This window comes from Streptomyces sp. NPDC048584 (assembly GCF_043199595.1).
GTDB classification, from domain to species: domain Bacteria; phylum Actinomycetota; class Actinomycetes; order Streptomycetales; family Streptomycetaceae; genus Streptomyces; species Streptomyces edwardsiae.
The window spans coordinates 102,099-122,698 of sequence record NZ_JBICWF010000010.1; the positions used below are offsets into that span (position 1 = coordinate 102,099).

The window sequence follows — 20,600 nt, forward strand, 5'->3', positions numbered from 1 at the left end:
CCCGGAGACCCCAACTGCCCACAAGGGGAGGTCTTAGCGCTCGACCTGACCCTGGATGAACTTCTCGACGTTCGCACGGGCCTCGTCGTCGAAGTACTGCACCGGCGGGGACTTCATGAAGTACGAGGATGCCGACAGGATCGGGCCACCGATGCCCCGGTCCTTGGCGATCTTCGCGGCGCGCAGGGCGTCGATGATGACACCGGCGGAGTTCGGGGAGTCCCAGACCTCGAGCTTGTACTCCAGGTTCAGCGGGACGTCGCCGAACGCACGGCCCTCCAGGCGGACGTAGGCCCACTTGCGGTCGTCCAGCCAGGCCACGTAGTCGGACGGGCCGATGTGGACGTTTTTCTCGCCGAGGTCCCGGTCGGGGATCTGGGAGGTGACGGCCTGCGTCTTGGAGATCTTCTTGGACTCGAGGCGGTCGCGCTCGAGCATGTTCTTGAAGTCCATGTTGCCGCCGACGTTCAGCTGCATCGTGCGGTCCAGGACGACGCCCCGGTCCTCGAACAGCTTCGCCATGACGCGGTGCGTGATGGTCGCGCCGACCTGGGACTTGATGTCGTCACCGACGATCGGGACGCCCGCCTCGGTGAACTTGTCCGCCCACTCCTTGGTACCGGCGATGAAGACCGGGAGGGCGTTGACGAAGGCGACCTTGGCGTCGATGGCGCACTGGGCGTAGAACTTCGCCGCGTCATCGGACCCGACGGGCAGGTAGCAGACGAGGACGTCGACCTGCTTGTCCTTGAGGACCTTGACGACGTCGACCGGGGCCTCGGCGGACTCCTCGATGGTCTCCCGGTAGTACTTGCCGAGACCGTCGAGGGTGTGGCCGCGCTGGACCTGGACGCCGCTGTTCGGCACGTCGCAGATCTTGATGGTGTTGTTCTCGGAGGCGCCGATGGCGTCAGCGAGATCCAGGCCGACCTTCTTGGCGTCGACGTCGAAGGCGGCGACGAACTCGACATCGCGGACGTGGTAGTCGCCGAACTGGACGTGCATCAGGCCCGGGACCTTGGACGCCGGGTCGGCGTCCTTGTAGTACTCGACGCCCTGCACCAGCGACGCGGCGCAGTTGCCTACGCCGACGATGGCTACGCGAACCGAACCCATTCCGGTTGCTCCCTGTGTGTACGAGTGAGGCCCTTCGACGGGTCTCACGTGGCGGTGTCGTCGGGCGAATCCGGCCGGGGGTCGCCCCCCGGCCGGGGCAGATCGCCCGACGCTCCAGATGTGGTGTCCTGCTGAGCGGTCCCCCCGAGAGCGGGCCCCTTCAGGTCCCGCCCGGCCCGCTCGCTCTCGATGAGCTCGTTCAGCCAGCGCACTTCGCGCTCCACGGACTCCATTCCGTGGCGCTGGAGCTCGAGCGTGTAGTCGTCGAGGCGCTCCCGGGTCCGGACCAGGGAGGCGCGCATCTTCTCGAGGCGCTCCTCCAGCCGGCTGCGGCGACCCTCGAGCACGCGCATACGCACGTCACGCGACGTCTGCCCGAAGAAGGCGAACCGGGCGGCGAAGGTCTCGTCCTCGTACGCGTCCGGGCCCGTCTGGGAGAGCAGCTGCTCGAAGTGGTCCTTACCCTCCGCCGTCAACCGGTAGACGATCTTGGCGCGGCGCCCCGTGAGCGGAGCGGCGAGGGCGTCCTCGCTGGTGTTCCCCGGTTCCTCGATCAACCAGCCGCTGGCCAGCAGCGTCTTGAGGCAGGGGTAGAGCGTCCCGTAGCTGAACGCACGGAACACACCCAGTGACGTATTGAGTCGCTTGCGCAGCTCATAGCCGTGCATCGGGGATTCGCGGAGCAGGCCGAGTACGGCGAACTCGAGGATCCCGGAACGCCGGCTCATCGTCGCCTCCTCTCCTCCGCGGTCGTGCCGTGACGGCCTCATGTGCGGCTCGTCGCCGCCCTTATGCCGAGCTGATGTATCGACTCGATACATCACGACGATAGAACGGCCTTCCGTGTGCGACAAGAGGGGGAAGAGTGAACGGGATCACATCACCGCCTCATCGTGAGCAAGTTGCCTGATTTGAGCTGAACTTCTGTGCTCGGCGGGTTTTGGCGGTGCGTAGTCTGTGCGCCATGCACACCACCGGGAACCGAGTGACGTCTGGGGGACGTCATGGTCCCTGGTGCAGTACGGGTGAATGCGGGAAGCGCCGCATCCGTACTTCGGGGGGACCGGAAACCAGCCGCCGTTTCCAGGCGCGCAAGGGTGCGCCTGCCCGAGGAGTAGTCGTTCGATGAGCGAGCACCGTCGCAAACCGCCGCAGCCGCAGGGAGGCGGACGTGCCGCGGCCCGACGCGGCCAGTCCGGTTCGTCCTCCGGCCGCCGCGCGGCACCGCGAGGCGCCACCGGGTCTGCGTCCGATTCCCATGGGTCGGAATCCCGCGGTTCAGGGGGCGAGGACCGTACGTACGGCAGCCGTGCCGAGGCGCGCCGCGCGGTACAGAGAGGCGGGGGACGCCGGGCCGGCGCCGCGGGCCCCGGCCGGGGCGGGGGGCGCGCAGCCCCTCCCGACAGAAAGCGGATCATCGACTATCCGCGCTATGGCAAGGACGGCTGGCGCCGCTGGACGCCGTCCTGGAAGCTCGTCTCCGGGCTGTGCATCGGGTTCTTCGGCAGCCTGGTCGCGGTGGCGGGGATCGGGTACGCCATGGTGAGCGTGCCCAGCGAGGAGAACGCTCTGGCGCGGTCCGAGAACAACGTCTACTACTGGGAAGACGGGACCCAGATGGTCGCCACCGGCAGCGGCCAGAACCGTCAGAACGTCACGATCGACCGGATCCCCGAAGCCATGCAGTGGGCGGTGATCTCGGCCGAGAACAAGAGCTTCTACGACGACTCGGGCATCGACCCCATGGGTATCGCCCGGGCGCTGGGGAACATGGCCACGGGCGGGGACACGCAGGGTGGTTCGACGATCACCCAGCAGTTCGTGAAGAACACCTACCTGACCCAGGATCAGACGGTCTCCCGGAAGTTCAAGGAGATGTTCATCTCGATCAAGGTGGGCACCAAGCTCTCCAAGCAGGACATCCTCCAGGGCTACCTGAACACCTCGTACTACGGCCGTGGCGCCTACGGCATCCAGGCCGCCGCCCAGACGTACTACGGCAAGGACGCGGTCAAGCTCTCGCCCAGCGAGTGCGCCTTCCTGGCCGCGCTGCTCAAGGGTCCGACGTACTACGACCCCGCCGGCAACCAGAACCTCGACTCCACCGCCACCCCTGAGGAGAACCGTGAGCGGTCCGAGGAGCGCTGGGGCTGGATCCTGGAGCAGATGCACGCGGACGAGCACCTCTCGGACGCCAAGTACCAGGAAGCGATCAAGAAGTACCCCGAGCCCCAGGGCCGTAAGGCGACCAAGGGCATGACCGGCCAGGTCAGCTATCTCGTCGACACGGCGAAGCGCTATGTGCTGAAGAACTCCGACATCAGCGAGGCGCAGTTCGACCAGGGCGGCTACCAGATCTACACGACCTTCGAGAAGAGCAAGGTCGACGCTCTGGCCAAGGCCGTCAAGAAGGTCGAGAGGGAGAACATCGACCCCAAGCGCGAGCTGGACAAGCACGTCCAGTTCGGCGCGGCGTCGGTGAAGCCCAACGACGGTGCGATCGTGGCCCTCTACGGCGGTGCCGGTTTCGAGAACGGCCACTTCAACAACAACGCGGACACCTCGGGTATCCCCGTCGGTTCGACCTGGAAGCCGTTCGTGCTGGCCGCCGCGATGGAACACGGCACGTACAAGACCAATGGTGAAGGTGTCTCACCGCAGAGCAAGTACAACGGTGACGACCATCTGAAGATCAGGAACAACGACGGCTCCTACGTCCTCAAGAAGGACAACACGCCCTTCTTCCAGGAGAACGAGAGCGACTACCCGTGGGGTTACATCACCCTGCGCAAGGCGATGGAGCAGTCCGTCAACACACCCTTCGTGCAGCTCGGCATGGACGTGGGGATGAAGAACGTGGCGAGCGTCGCCGAGAAGTCCGGCATCCTCAAGGACAGCCTCGCAGGCCTCAACGCGTCGTTCGCCCTGGGTACGTCGACCCCCAGCGCCATCCGCATGGCCGACGCCTACGCGACGTTCGCGGCATCCGGCAAGCAGGCCGACCCGTACTCGGTGACCGCCGTCAAGCACAAGGGTTCGGAGCTGCCCGGCTTCGAGAAGCCGCGGGTCAAGCTGGGAATGCCGGAGAACGTCGCACACAACGTCACCGCCACCCTCGAGAACGTGATCGAGAACGGTACCGGCTACCACGCCAAGGACCTGGGGCGTAAGGCCGCCGGCAAGACGGGTACGACGGACGAGAACAAGTCCGCCTGGTGGGTCGGCTACACCCAGCAGTTGTCGACCTCGGTCGCGATGTTCCGTGAGGACCCCAAGAGCCACAAGCTGCTCTCCATGAACGGCACGGCGGGCAAGGACTCCATTCACGGTGGTGACATTCCGACGGAGATCTGGACCGAGTACATGAAGGCCGCGCTGAAGGGCCAGGACGACCCCGGATTCCCCGAGGCCGAGAAGATCGGCGAGATCGCGGACGGGATCGGCGCACCGTCCCCCACTCCGACCGCCACGGAGACCGAGGAAGAGAAGGAGGAGACTCCTTCGGCACCTCCGTCGCCCACGGAGACCGAGACCATCCCGGCTCCGCCCACGGAGACCAGCACGTGCCGGCCGCTCGACTTCAGGTGCGATGACGACGAGGACGACACGGGTGGCTCGGACGCCGGCGGTACGGACGCCGGCGGTACGGACGGAGGGGCGACCAGCTCCCCCGATCCCACCGAGAGCGGTGACCCAGGGACCAGCAGAGGGAACGGAAACAACGGGGGCATCTTCGGTTAGCCGCCGTATCGCCCGGATTGGGTGTTTCACGTGAAACACGGGCCGCCGCACCCGCGGGTGCGGCGGCCCTCGGCATTTCCCCAGCCATGTACGGCAGGATGTGCGGCATGCCCAGTGGAGAATCGACGCAAGCGAGCGTCCACGAGCCGGATCCGGTGCGTCCGACCGAGGAGGACCGGGTCGCCGCGGCCGGCAGTGAGCTGATCGGCGGCCCGCTCGGGCGACGTGCTCTGACCGGGAAGTCCTGGTGGACCCCGGTGCGGGTGATCGCGCTCGTGGCGATCGGGATGTTCGCCCTCGGCCTGGTGCAGAAGGCGCCCTGCTACAACGGTGGCTGGTTCTTCGGCGCCACGTCCCAGTACACGCACGCGTGTTACTCGGACATCCCGCACCTCTACCAGGGGCGAGGCTTCGTCGACGGACTGGTGCCGTACTTCGACAGGCTTCCCGGGGACATGGAGTACCTCGAGTACCCCGTGCTGACCGGCCTGTTCATGGAGGTCGCCGCCTGGCTCACCCCCGGCAGCGGCAGCATCCAGGACCAGGAGCGGTGGTACTGGATGACCAATGCCGGGATGCTCATGGCATGCGTGGCCGTCATCGCCGTCTGTGTGACCCGGACGCACGCGCGGCGGCCGTGGGACGGCCTGCTGGTCGCGCTGGCGCCGGCCTTCGCGCTGACCGCGACCATCAACTGGGACCTGCTGGCGGTCGCCCTGACGGCCGCCGCGATGCTGATGTGGTCGCGGGAGCGTCCCCTGGCCTTCGGCGTGCTCCTCGGGCTCGCCACGGCCGCCAAGTTCTACCCCGGGCTGCTGCTCGTGCCGCTGCTGGCGCTGTGCTGGCGCGCGGGACGTTGGCGGGAGTACGGCACGGCCCTCGGCGGCGCGGCCGTCGCCTGGTTCGTCGTCAACGGGCCCGTCATGCTCTTCGCGTTCGACGGCTGGTCGAAGTTCTACGCGTTCAGCCGGGAGCGACCCGTGGACTTCGGATCCTTCTGGCTGATCCTGGCGCAGAACTCGGACGACCCGCTGAGTACCCAAACGGTCAACACCCTCGCCTCGTCGCTGGTGCTGCTGTGCTGCGTGGGTGTCGCGGCCCTCGCCCTCATGGCTCCCCGCCGACCGCGCTTCGCCCAGCTCGCCTTCCTGATCGTCGCCGCGTTCATCCTCACCAACAAGGTCTACTCGCCGCAGTACGTCCTGTGGCTGGTGCCGCTGGCGGTCCTCGCCCGCCCCAAGTGGCGGGACTTCCTCGTCTGGCAGGCCTGCGAGGTGGTGTACTTCCTGGCCATCTGGATGCACCTCGCGTACACGACCGGCGGGGACGCCCACAAGGGACTGCCCACCGACGGCTATCACTGGGCCATCGGCGTGCATCTGCTGGGGACGCTCTACCTGTGTGTCATGGTCCTGCGGGACATTCTGATGCCGGAACGGGACCCGGTACGCAGGTCCGGCGACGACGACCCCTCGGGCGGGGTGCTGGACAGGGCCGAGGACATGTTCGTGCTCGGGCCTGCGGCCCGTCCGGCGCAGCACGCGGCCCACTTCGAGGGGCCGACGGTCCAATGGGGCAGGACGGGCACCACCGGTGGTTCGCTCTGAGCGAACGCAGCTGAGAGGCGCGCCGCCCTGCACGTCGAAGGCCGTACACGGTTCTCCCGTGTACGGCCTTTTCCGTCGGCGTCGACGATCCGTCAGCGTTCGACGATGCGGTCGAACTGCGTGGTGGTGTGCCGGAGATGTGCCACCAGTTCCTCGCCCACCTGTGGCTCGGGCGCGTCCGAGGGCACGAAGAGGATCGACACCTGCATGTGCGGCGGCTCGGCGAACCAACGCTGCTTGCCGCCCCAGACGAACGGCGAGAGGTTCCGGTTGACCGTGGCGAGGCCGGCGCGGGCAACCCCCTTGGCGCGCGGCATGACCCCGTGCAGGGCCTTCGGGGCCTCCAGGCCCACACCGTGCGACGTGCCGCCCGCGACGACCACCAGATAGCCGTCGGAGGCGGCCTTCTGCTGCCGGTAACCGAAGCGGTCCCCCTTGGCGACACGGGTGACGTCCAGCACCGCGCCCCGGTACTCGGTCGCCTCGTGGTCGCCCAGCCAGAGCCGGGTGCCGATCCGGGCCCGGAACCGGGTCTGCGGGAACTGCTGCTGCAGCCGGGCGAGGTCGTCGGCCTTGAGGTGGCTCACGAACATCGTGTGCAGTGGGAGACGGGCCGCCCGCAGACGGTCCATCCAGCCGATGACCTCCTCGACGGCGTCCGAGCCGTCGGTGCGGTCCAACGGCAGGTGGATGGCGAAGCCCTCCAGCCGGACGTTCTCTATCGCGGAGTGCAGTTGGGGCAGGTCCTGCTCGCTGATGCCGTGCCGCTTCATCGAGGACATCACCTCGATGACCACCCGGGCGCCGACCAGGCCGTACACACCGTCGACCGACGAAACCGAGCGGATGACCCGGTCGGGCAGTGGCACCGGCTCCTCGCCGCGCCGGTAGGGCGTCAGCACCAGCAGGTCACCGCCGAACCAGTCCTTGATCCGGGCGGCCTCGTACGTCGTGCCGACCGCGAGGACGTCCGAGCCCAGCCGGGTCGCCTCCTCGGCGAGGCGCTCGTGGCCGAAGCCGTAGCCGTTGCCCTTGCAGACCGGGACCAGTCCCGGAAACTGCTCCTGCACGTGCTTGTGATGCGCCCGCCAGCGCGCGGTGTCGACGTAGAGCGTGAGCGCCATGGCCGGACCTGGAACCTTTCTCGTGGCTGCGGTGTATCAAAGGTATGGGAGCGAACGGAGTCGCCGGAGCGGCGAAGCAGCGGTCAGCGGCGCGACATGTAGAGGTCGAGCGCCTTGTGGAGCAGTTTGTTCAGCGGGAAGTCCCACTCGCCGAGGTACTCGGCGGCCTGGCCGCCGGTGCCCACCTTGAACTGGATCAGACCGAAGAGGTGGTCGGTCTCGTCCAGCGAGTCGGAGATGCCACGCAGGTCGTAGACGGTGGCGCCGAGCGCGTAGGCGTCGCGCAGCATCCGCCACTGCATCGCGTTCGAGGGCCGGACCTCCCGGCCGATGTTGTCCGACGCGCCGTAGGAGTACCAGACGTGCCCGCCGACGATCAGCATCGTCGCCGCGGACAGGTTCACGCCGTTGTGCCGGGCGAAGTACAGCCGCATGCGGTTGGGGTCCTCGGTGTTGAGGGCCGACCACATGCGCTGGAAGTACGACAGCGGGCGGGGCCGGAAGTGGTCGCGCACCGCCGTGATCTCGTACAGCCGCTGCCACTCGGCCAGATCCTCGTAACCGCCCTGGACGACCTCGACGCCGGCCTTCTCCGCCTTCTTGATGTTGCGGCGCCAGAGCTGGTTGAAGTTCCTGTGCACCTCTTCCAGGGCGCGGTTGGCCAGCGGGACCTGGTAGACGTAGCGAGGCTGGACGTCGCCGAAGCCGGCACCGCCGTCCTCACCCTGCTGCCAGCCCATGCGGCGCAGCTTGTCGGCGACCTCGAAGGCGCGAGGCTCGATGAAGTCGGCCTCCAGGTCGCGCAGACGCTTGACGTCCTGGTCCTGGATGCCCCTCTTGATGGTCGCGGCCTCCCAGCGCCGGATGATCACCGGCGGCCCCATCTTCACCGAGAACGCGCCCTGCTGCTTCAGATGGGCGAGCATCGGCTCGATCCACTCCTGCAGATTCGGCGCGAACCAGTTGATGACCGGGCCCTCGGGCAGATAGGCCAGGTAGCGCTTGATCTTGGGCAGCTGCCGGTAGAGGACGAGACCGGCGCCGACCATCTCACCGGTCCGGTCGTCGAACCAGCCGAGGTTCTCCGAGCGCCATTCCGCCTTGACGTCAGCCCAGGCCGGGACCTGCATGTGACTCGCCGACGGCAGGCTCTGGATGTAGGCCAGATGCTGCTCTCGGCTGATGGTCCTCAGGGTCAGGCTCATTCGGGGCGCTCCTCGGGCTGGTGTGTCCCCATGGGGTCAGGGGCTCCGGCTCTCGCGCGAAGCCTACTGCGCCGTGGGGGCGCCCCGGTTGGGCACACGGGACCTTCGCCCCGGCCCTGCGCCGACCGGGGCGGTCGACGATGTTCGGAAAGGGGGAGTCCGGCGTCGGTCAGAGCCCGCCGAAGAGGCCCCCGTGCGCCATGCCCAGGAAGAACCCCACCGCCGCGGCACCGAGGCCCACGATCAGACCGAAGCGCTCGCGGGTCGTCACCGAGATCCACTGGCCGTACGCACCGGTGACGATGCCCACCAGCCCTGTCCAGGAGCTGAGCAGGTGCAGATGGTGGAACATCGCCGTGACGAAGGCCGTGATGCCCAGCACCAGGGTCACCGCGAGGAGGGTGTCCTGTAGTGGGTGGGACTTGCCGTCCGTGGCGAAAAGGCCTCCGGCGGTGTTGGGTCGCAATGCCTGTGCCATGGGGCACCTCCTGCGAAGGGCGTCGGATCGTAGCGCCATACACACCCGATGTGTACAGATTGACTGTCCCCACAGCCGGATTTCAACCGCAAGGGGCTGTGCGGGTACTCTGTACCGTCTGCACCGGTGTCTGTCCGGACAGAGCCAGCCACAGGTCGGGGAAGGGCCACGGTCCGTCCCGGCCGGTGTGGGAAACCGCCGCCCGGCTTCGATTGTCAGTGGCGGCTGTTTAACTGACAGACGTCGTTGCACAACGCATCACGACCCTCCTGCCACGGAACGACCGTGGCCGCTGAGTCCAAAGGAGGTGGGTTCCACATGCGTCACTACGAGGTGATGGTCATCCTCGACCCCGATGTCGAGGAGCGCGCTGTCTCCCCACTGATCGAGAACTTCCTTTCTGTCGTCCGTGACGGCGGCGGAAAGGTTGAGAAGATCGACACCTGGGGCCGTCGTCGTCTCTCGTACGAGATCAAGAAGAAGCCCGAGGGCATCTACTCGGTCATCGACCTGCAGGCCGAGCCTGCGGTCGTCAAGGAGCTCGACCGCCAGATGAACCTGAACGAGTCGGTCCTCCGGACCAAGGTCCTCCGCCCCGAGACTCACTGAGCTCTTCCGCTCAGCTGATCCCGGGACTCGAGTAGCAGCACAAGCAGCCAGCAGCAAACCCGCCGAGAGGTTCCCCATGGCAGGCGAGACCGTCATCACGGTCGTCGGCAATCTTGTCGACGACCCCGAGCTGCGCTTCACCCCGTCCGGTGCGGCCGTCGCGAAGTTCCGTGTCGCGTCGACTCCCCGCACCTTCGACCGTCAGACCAACGAGTGGAAGGACGGCGAGAGCCTGTTCCTGACCTGCTCGGTCTGGCGTCAGGCGGCGGAGAACGTCGCCGAGTCGCTCCAGCGAGGCATGCGCGTCATTGTGCAGGGCCGGCTGAAGCAGCGGTCCTACGAGGACCGTGAGGGCGTCAAGCGCACGGTCTACGAGCTGGACGTCGAGGAAGTCGGCGCCAGCCTGCGCAACGCCACGGCCAAGGTCACCAAGACCACCGGCCGCGGTGGCCAGGGAGGTTACGGCGGCGGCCAGCAGGGCGGCCAGGGTGGCGGCGGCTGGGGCGGCGGCCCCGGTGGCGGCCAGCAGGGCGGCGGCGCTCCCGCCGACGACCCGTGGGCGACCGGCGCTCCCGCCGGCGGCCAGCAGGGCGGCCAGGGTGGTGGCGGCTGGGGCGGTGGCTCCGGCGGCAACAGCGGCGGCGGCTACTCGGACGAGCCCCCCTTCTAGGGCGGGCCGTACCCACACTTCTTGATCACACAGGAGAAACATCATGGCGAAGCCGCCTGTGCGCAAGCCTAAGAAGAAGGTCTGCGCATTCTGCAAGGACAAGGTCACGTACGTGGACTACAAGGACACGAACATGCTGCGGAAGTTCATTTCCGACCGCGGCAAGATCCGTGCCCGCCGCGTGACCGGCAACTGCACGCAGCACCAGCGTGACGTCGCCACGGCAGTCAAGAACAGCCGTGAGATGGCGCTGCTCCCCTACACCTCCACCGCGCGATAAGGGAAGGGTGACCGACTCATGAAGATCATCCTCACCCACGAGGTCTCCGGCCTCGGTGCCGCGGGTGACGTCGTCGACGTCAAGGACGGTTACGCTCGCAACTACCTGGTTCCGCGGAAGCTCGCGATCCGCTGGACCAAGGGTGGCGAGAAGGACGTCGCGCAGATCCGTCGTGCGCGCAAGATCCACGAGATCCAGACCATCGAGCAGGCCAACCAGGTGAAGGCGCAGCTCGAGGGCGTCAAGGTCCGCCTGGCCGTCCGCTCGGGCGACGCCGGTCGTCTCTTCGGTTCCGTCACGCCGGCTGACATCGCCTCCGCGATCAAGGCTGCCGGTGGCCCCGAGGTCGACAAGCGCCGCATCGAGATGGGCTCGCCGATCAAGACGCTGGGCGGCCACGAGACGTCCGTGCGTCTGCACCCCGAGGTGGCCGCCAAGGTCAGCATCGAGGTTGTCGCCGGCTGAATGCCGCGTGCACGGAAGCAGTGAGCATGGGGGCCGCACCCTTCGGGGTGAGGCCCCCATTGCTGTGTTTCACGTGAAACGGTCAACGGGCGGCGCCCGTGACGATCCAGTGGCCGGAGCGGGTACGGAGCCACAGGGTCAGCATGCGTACGGTCATCATGAGCGTCATCGTGGCCCACAGTGCGGTGAGTCCGCCCCCGAAGGCAGGTACCAGGAGGGCGACGGGAGTGAACACCGCGAGAGTCAGCAGCATCGCCCAGGCCAGGTACGGCCCGTCACCGGCACCCATCAGCACCCCGTCCAGGACGAAGACGATGCCGCAGATCGGCTGCGACAGCGCCACCAGCACCAGCGCTGGCAGTGCCGCGTCCGTGACCGTGGCGTCGCTGGTGAACAGGGGGAGGAACACCGGCCGGGCGAGCACCACCAGCCCACCGAGGACGACACCGACCGCGACACCCCACTCGACCATCCGGCGGCACGCCTCACGGGCGCCCTGTGCGTCGCCGGCGCCCAGATAGCGTCCGATGATGGCCTGCCCGGCGATGGCAATGGCGTCCAGGGCGAAGGCGAGCAGGCTCCACAGGGAGAGGATGATCTGGTGGGCCGCGATGTCGGAGTCGCCGAGACGGGCGGCGACGGCCGTCGCGATCATCAGGATCGCCCGGAGCGAGAGGGTGCGGACCAGCAGGGGAACGCCGGCCTGGGCCGAGGCCCTGATCCCGGCGGCGTCCGGGCGCAGCGACGCCCCGTGTCTGCGCGCCCCACGCAGCACCACGACCAGATAGACCGCGGCCATGCCGCACTGGGCGATGACGGTGCCCCACGCGGAACCGGCGATCCCGAAGCCGGCGCCGTAGACCAGTGCCACATTGAGCACACCGTTGGCGACGAAGCCGGCGATGGCGACGTAGAGCGGCGTCCTGGTGTTCTGCAGTCCGCGGAGGACACCGGTCGCGGCGAGCACGACAAGCATGGCGGGTATGCCGAGCGTGGAGATCCGCAAGTAGGTGATCGCGTAGGGGGCCGCTGTGTCGGAGGCGCCGAAGAGGTCCACGAGGGCGGGTGCCGTGGGAAGGACGACGGCCATGACGGTTCCGCCGAGCAGAAGCGCCAGCCAGATTCCGTCCATGCCCTGCCGGATGGCCGACGGGAGATCGCCGGCTCCGACCCGCCGGGCGACGGCGGCCGTGGTGGCGTAGGCCAGGAACACGAAGACGCTCACGGCGGTCATCAGGAGGGCCGACGCGATGCCGAGACCGGCCAGTTGTGCCGTGCCCAGATGGCCGACGATGGCGCTGTCGGCCATGACGAAGAGTGGCTCGGCGACGAGTGCGCCGAAGGCGGGGACTGCCAGCATGACGATCTCGCGGTCATGCCGCCGTCTCGCGGCTCCGGGCCGCGCGGGGGCCTGTGTCATGTGCACCAATCTAATCGTCCACAGGTAAGAGATGCAAAGGGTTGGAGACCCTTACTTTGTGGCTCTGGGTGTGGGCTTGCGTACACCGTGGGAAGCGATCTTGATCCGACTGGGCAACTTTTTCTTCTGCACAGCCGGTGGACGATGAACCCGCAGGTCAATGCCCTGCTTGCGAGATGGGGGCAAGCTTTTTCACAGGGCTGTCCACCGGCTCGTGCACAGGTTTCGGGGAGTTCTCCACAGCATTGGGCCCGTCGTCCACATGGCCTGTGGATAACCAGATTGGCTGACGGTGCCGACGGGCCTACGGTAGTGCGGCGCTCGCTCCGTCCGCCGGTTTCAAAAACGCCACAAAACCGGCGCGCGCCAAATGGGGCCGGGCGTCTTATTTGTCAGTGCCGTGCCGTAGAACAGAGAGGCATGGCGAGGTCCGTTCCGGCGGACGGGAGGAGGTGGCTCGGTGAGCATTTCCGAGCCCTTGGACGACCCGTGGGCCGACAGCGGACCCAGTGATCGTCTACCCGCCTCCCGGCGCCGTGAGGACCGGGGCAGAGGCCGCGACGAGCAGCACGACCGCGGCAGGGACACCGGCACGTGGGACGGCGGGGGTTCCGCGTTCGAAAGGGTGCCGCCCCAGGATCTGGAAGCCGAGCAGTCCGTGCTGGGCGGCATGCTGCTGTCGAAGGACGCCATCGCCGATGTCGTCGAGATCCTCAAGGGCCACGACTTCTACAAGCCGGCCCACGAGACCGTCTATACGGCCATTCTCGACGTCTACGCCAAGGGCGAGCCGTCCGACCCGATCACCATCGCCGCGGAGCTGACCAAGCGCGGTGAGATCAACAAGGTCGGCGGGGCCTCGTATCTGCACACCCTCGTCCAGACGGTGCCCACGGCGGCCAACGCGGCCTATTACGCGGAGATCGTGCATGAGCGCGCGGTGCTGCGGCGCCTGGTCGAGGCCGGTACACGCATCACACAGATGGGATACGCGGCCGACGACGACGTCGACGAGATCGTCAACCGCGCGCAGGCGGAGATCTACGCGGTCACCGAACAGCGCACCAGCGAGGACTACCTTCCGCTCGGCGACATCATGGAGGGCGCTCTCGACGAGATCGAGGCGATCGGCTCCCGCAGCGGTGAGATGACCGGGGTGCCCACCGGATTCACCGACTTCGACTCGCTCACCAACGGCCTGCACCCGGGGCAGATGATCGTCATCGCCGCGCGTCCCGCGATGGGCAAGTCGACGCTCGCCCTGGACTTCGCGCGGGCCGCGTCCATCAAGAACAACCTGCCGAGCGTCATCTTCTCGCTCGAGATGGGGCGCAACGAGATCGCGATGCGCCTGCTGTCCGCCGAGGCCCGGGTCGCTCTGCACCACATGCGCTCCGGCACGATGACAGACGAGGACTGGACCCGGCTGGCGCGCCGGATGCCGGACGTCTCGGCGGCACCGCTCTACATCGACGACTCCCCGAACCTGTCGATGATGGAGATCCGTGCCAAGTGCCGCCGCCTGAAGCAGCGCAACGATCTGAAGCTGGTCATCATCGACTATCTCCAGCTGATGCAGTCCGGTGGTTCCAAGCGCGCCGAGAGCCGTCAGCAGGAGGTCTCGGACATGTCCCGTAACCTCAAGCTGCTCGCCAAGGAGCTGGAGCTCCCGGTGATCGCGCTCTCCCAGCTGAACCGAGGCCCCGAGCAGCGCACCGACAAGAAACCGATGGTCTCCGACCTGCGTGAGTCCGGCTCCATCGAGCAGGACGCCGACATGGTGATCCTGCTGCACCGCGAGGACGCCTACGAGAAGGAGTCCCCGCGCGCGGGAGAGGCGGACCTGATCGTGGCCAAGCACCGGAACGGCCCGACGGCGACGATCACGGTCGCCTTCCAGGGGCACTACTCGCGCTTCGTGGACATGGCGCAGACCTGACCGGCGTCTGTGCAGCAGCTGCGGAACTTCAGTTCTTGACTTCAAAGTCAAGAATGATGCTAGTGTTCTGATGGTGGGAAGGCCCAAGCAGTTCGACCCGGATGTCGCCGTTGAGCATGCCATGGACGTGTTCTGGCGGAAGGGGTATGCCGGGACCACGCCGCAGGACCTCGTCGACGCGATCGGCATCGGCAAGGGCAGCCTCTACAACACCTTCGGCAGTAAACGCGACTTGTTCGAGCGGGCGCTTCGCTGCTATCGCGACGGCCAGGCCGTTGCTCTCATGGAAATGTTGGAGCAGCCCGGGCCGGTCAAGGTGCGTCTGCGCAAGACGCTGGGGTTCCTCGTCGAGATGGACCTCGCCGACCCGGACCGTCGGGGTTGCATGGCCGTGAACACGGCGGCAGAACTCGCCGCCACGGACCAGGTGGCAACCGAACTTGTCCAGCGCATGTTCGCCCGAACCGAGGACGCCTTCCGCGCGCTGATCGAAGAGGGGCAACGCTCGGGAGAGATCGCACCGGAACGTGATTCCGCAGCCCTGGGAAGCCTGCTGCTGAACACAGTCACGGGCCTGCGGCTCATGGCACGCGTTGCCGAAGGCCCTGATCGGCTTGTCCGAGTGATCGACGCGACGGTCGACTCTCTCTAACCCGAACCGCAGCACTCGCTCCACCTGGGGTGACCGCTGCCCATATTTTGTACTTAGAGTTCAAGAACTGGAGTGTCATGCACCTCAATCTCACCGCCAAGACGGCCGTCGTCACCGGTGCCAGCCGGGGCATCGGGCTCGCCACCGTCCGGACTCTCACGGCCGAAGGCGTTCGCGTCGTCGGCGCCGCCCGCACCATTACGCCCGAGTTGAAGGAAACCGGTGCCTACACGGTGTCGGCCGACCTGAGCACCGCCGAAGGCGTCGCCACTCTCATGGACAGCGCCCTCACCGAGCTGGGCGGCATCGACCTGCTGGTGAACAACGTCGGAGCCGGGGACGATGTGGAGCCCATCGGCTTCCTCGACACCGACGACACTCAGTGGACCCGCATCCTCGACCTCAACCTGCTCAGTGCCGTTCGTGCCGCCCGCGCGGCTCTCCCGAGCCTGATCGAGCGCCGTGGGTCGATCGTCAACGTCTCGTCCATCAACTCACGGCTGCCCGCCGCCGGCCCGGTCGCCTACAGTGCGGCCAAGGCGGCCCTGGCTGCACTCGGCAAGTCCCTGGCTGAGGAGTTCGGGCCTCAGGGGGTGCGTGTGAACACGGTCTCTCCCGGAGTGGTCCGCACTTCCCTGTGGGAGGACCCTGAGGGATTCGGTGGCAAGGTGGCAGCCGGAGCCGGGGCGGAGCATGCCGCGTTCCTTCAGCAGATCCCGGAAGCATTCGACATCACTACCGGCCGCATTACCGAACCTGAAGAAGTGGCGGCCTTGATCGCGTTCCTTCTCTCCGACGTCGCAGGCAACATCACTGGCGCCGACCACATCATCGACGGTGGCGCCATCAAGACGCTCTGAATCACGGAGGCCCACGAGGGCGGGGCTGATTCGCATGGCTGCGGGACGAGAGGCGCTCCGTCCCGCAGCCATGCGAATCGACACGAACCGTGAGACAGAACCCTCCGGCCAAGCACTGAGACAGACAGGACCCCGCAGGTCACAGGGCTGCTCTGTGTCGAGGATCGCGAGATCCTACAGTCTTCCGGGCCCGTGGAGCGCTCACGCGATTAGGGTGGGCCGATGGCGTCGATCAAGCAGGTCCAGATCACCTTCGACTGCGCTGTCCCCGAGCGCGTCGCCCGCTTCTGGTGCGAGGTGCTGGGGTACGTCGTGCCGCCTCCGCCGAAGGGGTTCGACACGTGGGACGAGTTCGACCGTTCGCTGCCGCCCGAGCGTCAGGGTTCGGCGTTCGCCTGCGTGGATCCCACCGGTGTGGGTCCGCGGCTGTTCTTCCAACGCGTTCCCGAGGACAAGGTCGTCAAGAACCGGGTGCATCTCGACGTGAGGGCCGGCACCGGGCTCGTGGGTGAGGAGCGCCTCGCCGCACTCGAGGCCGAATGCGCGCGACTGGTCGCGCTCGGCGCCCAACGCGTGCGAGTGCTGCGTGCCGACGGCTTCAACGAGTCGTGCATCGTGATGCGGGACGTCGAGGGCAACGAATTCTGCCTCGACTGACGGGGAGACGAGCCCTCGGTTCCTGGTGAACTGGGGGCATGACGACACCTCAGGACGAACTGCTGCCCGGCACACGGCGGGCGTTGCTGCACAGGATCGCCCTCGCCCAGAGCGAAGGGCGGGCGCCGTCGCTCGTCGCGGCCGTGGTGCGGGGCGGCAAAGCCGTGTGGACGGCGGCACGGACCTCGGTGGAGGGCCACGCTCCGGACGAGAACGTGCAGTACCGGATCGGCTCGATCACCAAGACCTTCACGGCCGTTCTGGTGCTCCGACTGCGCGACGAGGGGGTGCTCGAGCTCGCCGACCCGCTGGAGAAGCACCTGCCGGGCACGGGTGTGGGCGAGGCGACCCTCGCCGAACTGCTGGCGCACAGCGGTGGACTGGCCGCCGAGACGCCCGGCCCCTGGTGGGAGCGGACCCCCGGCTCCCTGCGCCCCGGTCTGGCCGACGTACTGGGCGAGCGGCCGTCGGCACACCCCGTCGGACGGCGCTTCCACTACTCGAATCCCGGATACGCGTTGCTCGGCGCCCTGGTCGAGAAGCTGCGCGGTGCGCCGTGGGAAGAGGTGCTCCGGCGCGAGGTACTCGAACCTCTGGGACTGCGTCGTACGACCGTGCGCGCGCAGGCGCCGCACGCGGGTGGGTGGGCGGTGCATCCATGGGCCGACGTGATGATGCCCGAGCCTCTGGAGGATCTCGGGGTGATGGCGCCCGCCGGACAACTGTGGTCCACGTCGGGTGACCTGGCGCGCTTCGCGGCCTTTCTGGCCGAGGGGGACGACCGGGTGCTGAGCGCCGGGTCGTTGCGGGAGATGAGGACTCCGGCGGCACCGGTCGAGGCGGCGGACGTGGCGAGCGGCTATGCGTACTGCCTGGGCATGGAGCTCCGTCACCAGCACGGACGCGCCCTCGTGGGGCACACGGGATCACTTCCGGGGTTCCTCGCCTGCCTCACGATCAGCCTGGTGGACGATGTAGGCGCAGTGGTCCTGGCCAACTGCACCTCCGGCCCCGCGCCGTTCACGGTGGCCGCCGATCTCGTCCGGATCGTCGCCGAGGCGGAGCCGCGTCTCCCGGCGCCCTGGGAGCCGCTGCGCGAGGTGGAACCGGCGGTACTGGAGCTGGTGGGCCAGTGGTACTGGGGGACGTCCGCGTTCGTGCTCCGGCTCTCGGCCGATGGTCTCGTCTCGCTGGAGCCCCTGACCGGCAACGGCCGGCGCTCGCGCTTTCGGCCGGAGGAAGACGGCACCTGGGTGGGCCTGGAGGGCTACTACGCCGGAGAGTCGTTGAAGCCCGTACGGCGGCCGGACGGGTCGTTGAGTCATCTGGACCTGGGGTCGTTCGTGTTCACGCGTCAGCCGTACGACGAGGCGGCTCCGGTGCCGGGCGGGGTGGACCCGGCGGGATGGCGGGGTGTCGGCTAGCTCCCGCTCGTGTCAGGGAGTGACCAGGGGTCCTGTTTCACGTGAAACAGGACCCCTGGTCGTTGGGTCACAGCGGCAGTTTGAAGCCCACGTGAGAGGCCGTGAAGCCGAGCCGCTCGTAGAAGCGATGGGCATCGGCGCGGGTCGTGTCGGAGGTCAGCTGGACCAGTTGGCAGCCCTCGCGGCGGGACTCGTCGATCGCCCACTCGATGAGCCGGCGCCCCAGGCCGCCGCCGCGTTCGTCCGTGTGGATGCGGACCGCTTCGATGATCGACCGGGTGGCGCCGCGGCGGGAGAGCCCGGGAACGATCGTGAGCTGCAGCGTACCGACGACACGGCCGCCGCGGACCGCCACGACCAGATGCTGGTTCGGGTCGACGCTGAGACGCTCCAGGGCGGTCAGGTACGGGCCGAGGTCGTCGGGCGATTCGCGCTGCGCGCCCAGGGGGTCGTCGGCGAGCATGCCGACGATGGCGGGGACGTCGTCGGTGACCGCGGCCCGTATCTGCAGATCCGTCATGGCGGCACCCTACGCAGGCACCGGCGCCTTCAGCGTCTCCACGGCCCGGACCAGGGGAGCGAGGTCGGGGTTCTTCGCTGCCGCGTCGAGGGCCTCGCGCAGGGCGGTGTCATTGGTGGGCCGTGCCTCGTCCAGGAGCTTGAGACCGGCCTCGGTGACGTTGGTGTAGATGCCCCGGCGATCGGTGGGGCACAGGTACCGCTCCAGCAGCCCGCGGTCCTCGAGCCGGGTGACCAGGCGGGTGGTGGCGCTCTGGCTGAGCACGACCGCGTCGGCGACCTGCTTCATCTGCAGATGGCCCCCCTCGCCGTCGTGCTGCCGGCTCAGTACGTCGAGGAGGGAGTACTCCCGCACGCTCAGGTCGTGCCCGGACTGAAGGGCGCGCTCGGTGTGGGCCTCGATCCTCCCGTGCAGCAGGGAGAGTGCGCACCAGCCCTGGGCAAGGGCGGTGAGCGCGGGATCCGTGGCTGTCATGGGCCTTTTCCTCCGTCCAGGAGCTGCTGACACCAGGGTAGAGCACGCCCGCAATAGACCGCGCTTGCAAGTAACCCGCGTATGCAACTAATGTGTGGCACGTAAAGCGCTCCTGCAATCTTCTGGGAAGGTCTGTCCCCCATGCCTCTCGCGCTTCTGGCCCTCGCGATCGGGGCCTTCGGGATCGGAACCACGGAATTCGTGATCATGGGCTTGCTGCCCGAGGTCGCGGGCGACTTCGGTGTCTCCATCCCCACGGCCGGCTACCTGGTGACCGGCTATGCGCTGGGCGTCGTGCTCGGCGCCCCGCTGATGACCGTGCTCGGCACCAAGGTCTCCCGCAAGCGGATGCTGATGGTGCTGATGGGACTGTTCATCGTCGGAAACCTGCTCTCCGCACTGGCCCCCACCTTCGGTCTCATGCTGACCGGACGCGTGGTCGCCTCACTGGCCCACGGCGCCTTCTTCGGTATCGGCTCAGTCGTCGCGGCCGACTTGGTGGCCCCGGACAAGAAGGCCGGAGCCATCGCCCTGATGTTCACCGGCCTGACCGTCGCCAACGTCGTCGGCGTCCCACTCGGCACGCTCGTCGGCCAGTCCGTCGGCTGGCGCGTCACCTTCGGCATCGTCGCCGCCCTGGGCGTCGTCGGGCTGGCCGGTGTCGCCGCGCTCGTCCCCGACATGCCCAAGGCCGAGGGCGTACGGCTGCGCCATGAACTGGCCGCACTGAAGAACGTCCAGGTCCTTCTCGCCATGGCGATGACCGTCCTGGGGTTCGGTGGCGTCTTCGCGGCCATCACCTACATCGCGCCGATGATGACGCATGTCACCGGTTTCGCCGACGGCTCGGTCACCTGGCTGCTGGTCCTCTTCGGCCTCGGCATGGTTGGCGGCAATCTCATCGGCGGCAGGTACGCGGACCGCGCCCTGATGCCCATGCTGTACCTCTCCCTGGGCGCCCTCGCCGTCGTCCTCGCCCTCTTCACCCTCACCGCGCACAACAAGGTCGCCGCCGCCGTCACCATCGTGCTCATCGGCGCCCTGGGCTTCGCCACTGTGCCGCCGCTGCAGAAGCGGGTCCTCGACCAGGCACACGGCGCCCCCACCCTGGCCTCGGCCCTGAACATCGGCGCCTTCAACCTCGGCAACGCGCTGGCCGCCTGGCTCGGCGGCATGGTGATCGGGGCCGGCCTCGGCTACACCGCACCCAACTGGGTCGGTGCCGTCCTCGCCGCGAGCGCCCTGGTGCTGGCCTTCTTCTCGGCCGCTCTTGAGCGCCGCGACACCGGGCCCGCCCTCCTGGGCACCGGCTCCATGCCCTCCGAGCGGCCGGCCGCCGTCTCCAGCTGACCCCCCCGA

The 20,600-nt window shown here is 67.8% G+C and carries 20 protein-coding genes; 12 read left to right on the forward strand and 8 right to left on the reverse strand.

The features are described 5' to 3' along the window. Positions 1–33: 33 nt before the first annotated feature. Positions 34–1,116: an inositol-3-phosphate synthase gene (locus tag ACGFR9_RS22580; RefSeq protein ID WP_311643690.1), complete on the reverse strand. Its 1,083-nt coding sequence runs from the start codon at positions 1,114–1,116 to the stop codon at positions 34–36. 44 nt (positions 1,117–1,160) lie between these two features. Further along, the gene (locus ACGFR9_RS22585) at positions 1,161–1,844 is read right to left on the reverse strand and encodes a PadR family transcriptional regulator (RefSeq protein ID WP_393211476.1); all 684 of its coding nucleotides are present in this window, start codon (positions 1,842–1,844) and stop codon (positions 1,161–1,163) included. Between the two features lie 397 nt (positions 1,845–2,241). On the opposite strand from ACGFR9_RS22585, the gene ACGFR9_RS22590 reads away from it, so the two are divergent. Further along, positions 2,242–4,857, forward strand: coding sequence for a transglycosylase domain-containing protein (locus ACGFR9_RS22590; RefSeq protein WP_393211479.1), 2,616 nt, complete (start codon positions 2,242–2,244; stop codon positions 4,855–4,857). Positions 4,858–4,955: 98 nt separating this feature from the next. Further along, complete coding sequence (locus ACGFR9_RS22595) at positions 4,956–6,464, forward strand: glycosyltransferase family 87 protein (RefSeq protein ID WP_393211819.1); 1,509 nt, start codon at positions 4,956–4,958, stop codon at positions 6,462–6,464. 92 nt (positions 6,465–6,556) lie between these two features. On the opposite strand, the gene ACGFR9_RS22600 is transcribed toward ACGFR9_RS22595, so the two are convergent. From ACGFR9_RS22600 to ACGFR9_RS22610, 3 genes are all read right to left on the reverse strand, one after another. Then, positions 6,557–7,588, reverse strand: coding sequence for an alanine racemase (locus ACGFR9_RS22600; RefSeq protein ID WP_393211482.1), 1,032 nt, complete (start codon positions 7,586–7,588; stop codon positions 6,557–6,559). An 83-nt stretch (positions 7,589–7,671) separates the two neighbouring features. Beyond that, positions 7,672–8,793, reverse strand: coding sequence for a lipid II:glycine glycyltransferase FemX (locus ACGFR9_RS22605; RefSeq protein ID WP_393211485.1), 1,122 nt, complete (start codon positions 8,791–8,793; stop codon positions 7,672–7,674). A 169-nt stretch (positions 8,794–8,962) separates the two neighbouring features. Beyond that, positions 8,963–9,271, reverse strand: coding sequence for a hypothetical protein (locus ACGFR9_RS22610; protein WP_393211488.1), 309 nt, complete (start codon positions 9,269–9,271; stop codon positions 8,963–8,965). A gap of 318 nt (positions 9,272–9,589) precedes the next feature. On the opposite strand from ACGFR9_RS22610, the gene rpsF reads away from it, so the two are divergent. The 4 genes from rpsF (at position 9,590) to rplI (ending at position 11,295) form a co-directional block, all read left to right on the forward strand. After that, positions 9,590–9,880: a 30S ribosomal protein S6 gene (rpsF, locus tag ACGFR9_RS22615; RefSeq protein ID WP_030215468.1), complete on the forward strand. Its 291-nt coding sequence runs from the start codon at positions 9,590–9,592 to the stop codon at positions 9,878–9,880. Between the two features lie 76 nt (positions 9,881–9,956). Beyond that, positions 9,957–10,550, forward strand: coding sequence for a single-stranded DNA-binding protein (locus tag ACGFR9_RS22620; protein WP_393211491.1), 594 nt, complete (start codon positions 9,957–9,959; stop codon positions 10,548–10,550). Positions 10,551–10,593: 43 nt separating this feature from the next. Then, complete coding sequence (gene rpsR, locus ACGFR9_RS22625) at positions 10,594–10,830, forward strand: 30S ribosomal protein S18 (RefSeq protein WP_003949403.1); 237 nt, start codon at positions 10,594–10,596, stop codon at positions 10,828–10,830. Positions 10,831–10,848: 18 nt separating this feature from the next. After that, a complete protein-coding gene (gene rplI, locus ACGFR9_RS22630) occupies positions 10,849–11,295 on the forward strand; it encodes a 50S ribosomal protein L9 (protein ID WP_393211494.1) in 447 nt (148 codons plus the stop codon). A gap of 82 nt (positions 11,296–11,377) precedes the next feature. Here rplI and ACGFR9_RS22635 read toward each other — a convergent pair whose 3' ends face one another. After that, positions 11,378–12,715 (reverse strand): MATE family efflux transporter, encoded by a 1,338-nt coding sequence (locus ACGFR9_RS22635; RefSeq protein WP_393211497.1) that lies wholly within the window; start codon positions 12,713–12,715, stop codon positions 11,378–11,380. A gap of 460 nt (positions 12,716–13,175) precedes the next feature. Here ACGFR9_RS22635 and dnaB point away from each other — a divergent pair, with 460 nt between their 5' ends. The 5 genes from dnaB (at position 13,176) to ACGFR9_RS22660 (ending at position 18,247) form a co-directional block, all read left to right on the forward strand. Then, positions 13,176–14,654: a replicative DNA helicase gene (dnaB, locus tag ACGFR9_RS22640; RefSeq protein ID WP_393211500.1), complete on the forward strand. Its 1,479-nt coding sequence runs from the start codon at positions 13,176–13,178 to the stop codon at positions 14,652–14,654. A gap of 73 nt (positions 14,655–14,727) precedes the next feature. Continuing rightward, positions 14,728–15,306, forward strand: coding sequence for a TetR/AcrR family transcriptional regulator (locus ACGFR9_RS22645; RefSeq protein ID WP_393211502.1), 579 nt, complete (start codon positions 14,728–14,730; stop codon positions 15,304–15,306). Positions 15,307–15,383: 77 nt separating this feature from the next. After that, positions 15,384–16,166: an oxidoreductase gene (locus ACGFR9_RS22650; protein WP_393211505.1), complete on the forward strand. Its 783-nt coding sequence runs from the start codon at positions 15,384–15,386 to the stop codon at positions 16,164–16,166. Positions 16,167–16,388: 222 nt separating this feature from the next. Continuing rightward, positions 16,389–16,823 (forward strand): VOC family protein, encoded by a 435-nt coding sequence (locus ACGFR9_RS22655; RefSeq protein ID WP_393211508.1) that lies wholly within the window; start codon positions 16,389–16,391, stop codon positions 16,821–16,823. A 38-nt stretch (positions 16,824–16,861) separates the two neighbouring features. Further along, positions 16,862–18,247: a serine hydrolase domain-containing protein gene (locus ACGFR9_RS22660; RefSeq protein ID WP_393211511.1), complete on the forward strand. Its 1,386-nt coding sequence runs from the start codon at positions 16,862–16,864 to the stop codon at positions 18,245–18,247. Positions 18,248–18,314: 67 nt separating this feature from the next. Here the strand turns inward: ACGFR9_RS22660 and ACGFR9_RS22665 are convergent, their stop codons facing one another. Together ACGFR9_RS22665 and ACGFR9_RS22670 are read right to left on the reverse strand one after the other, a co-directional pair. Continuing rightward, on the reverse strand, positions 18,315–18,767 hold the full coding sequence (locus tag ACGFR9_RS22665) for a GNAT family N-acetyltransferase (RefSeq protein WP_393211514.1): 453 nt from the start codon (positions 18,765–18,767) through the stop codon (positions 18,315–18,317). A gap of 9 nt (positions 18,768–18,776) precedes the next feature. Then, positions 18,777–19,241: a MarR family winged helix-turn-helix transcriptional regulator gene (locus ACGFR9_RS22670; protein WP_393211517.1), complete on the reverse strand. Its 465-nt coding sequence runs from the start codon at positions 19,239–19,241 to the stop codon at positions 18,777–18,779. Positions 19,242–19,382: 141 nt separating this feature from the next. On the opposite strand from ACGFR9_RS22670, the gene ACGFR9_RS22675 reads away from it, so the two are divergent. Then, positions 19,383–20,591 (forward strand): MFS transporter, encoded by a 1,209-nt coding sequence (locus ACGFR9_RS22675; RefSeq protein ID WP_393211520.1) that lies wholly within the window; start codon positions 19,383–19,385, stop codon positions 20,589–20,591. The last annotated feature ends 9 nt before the right edge of the window (positions 20,592–20,600 follow it).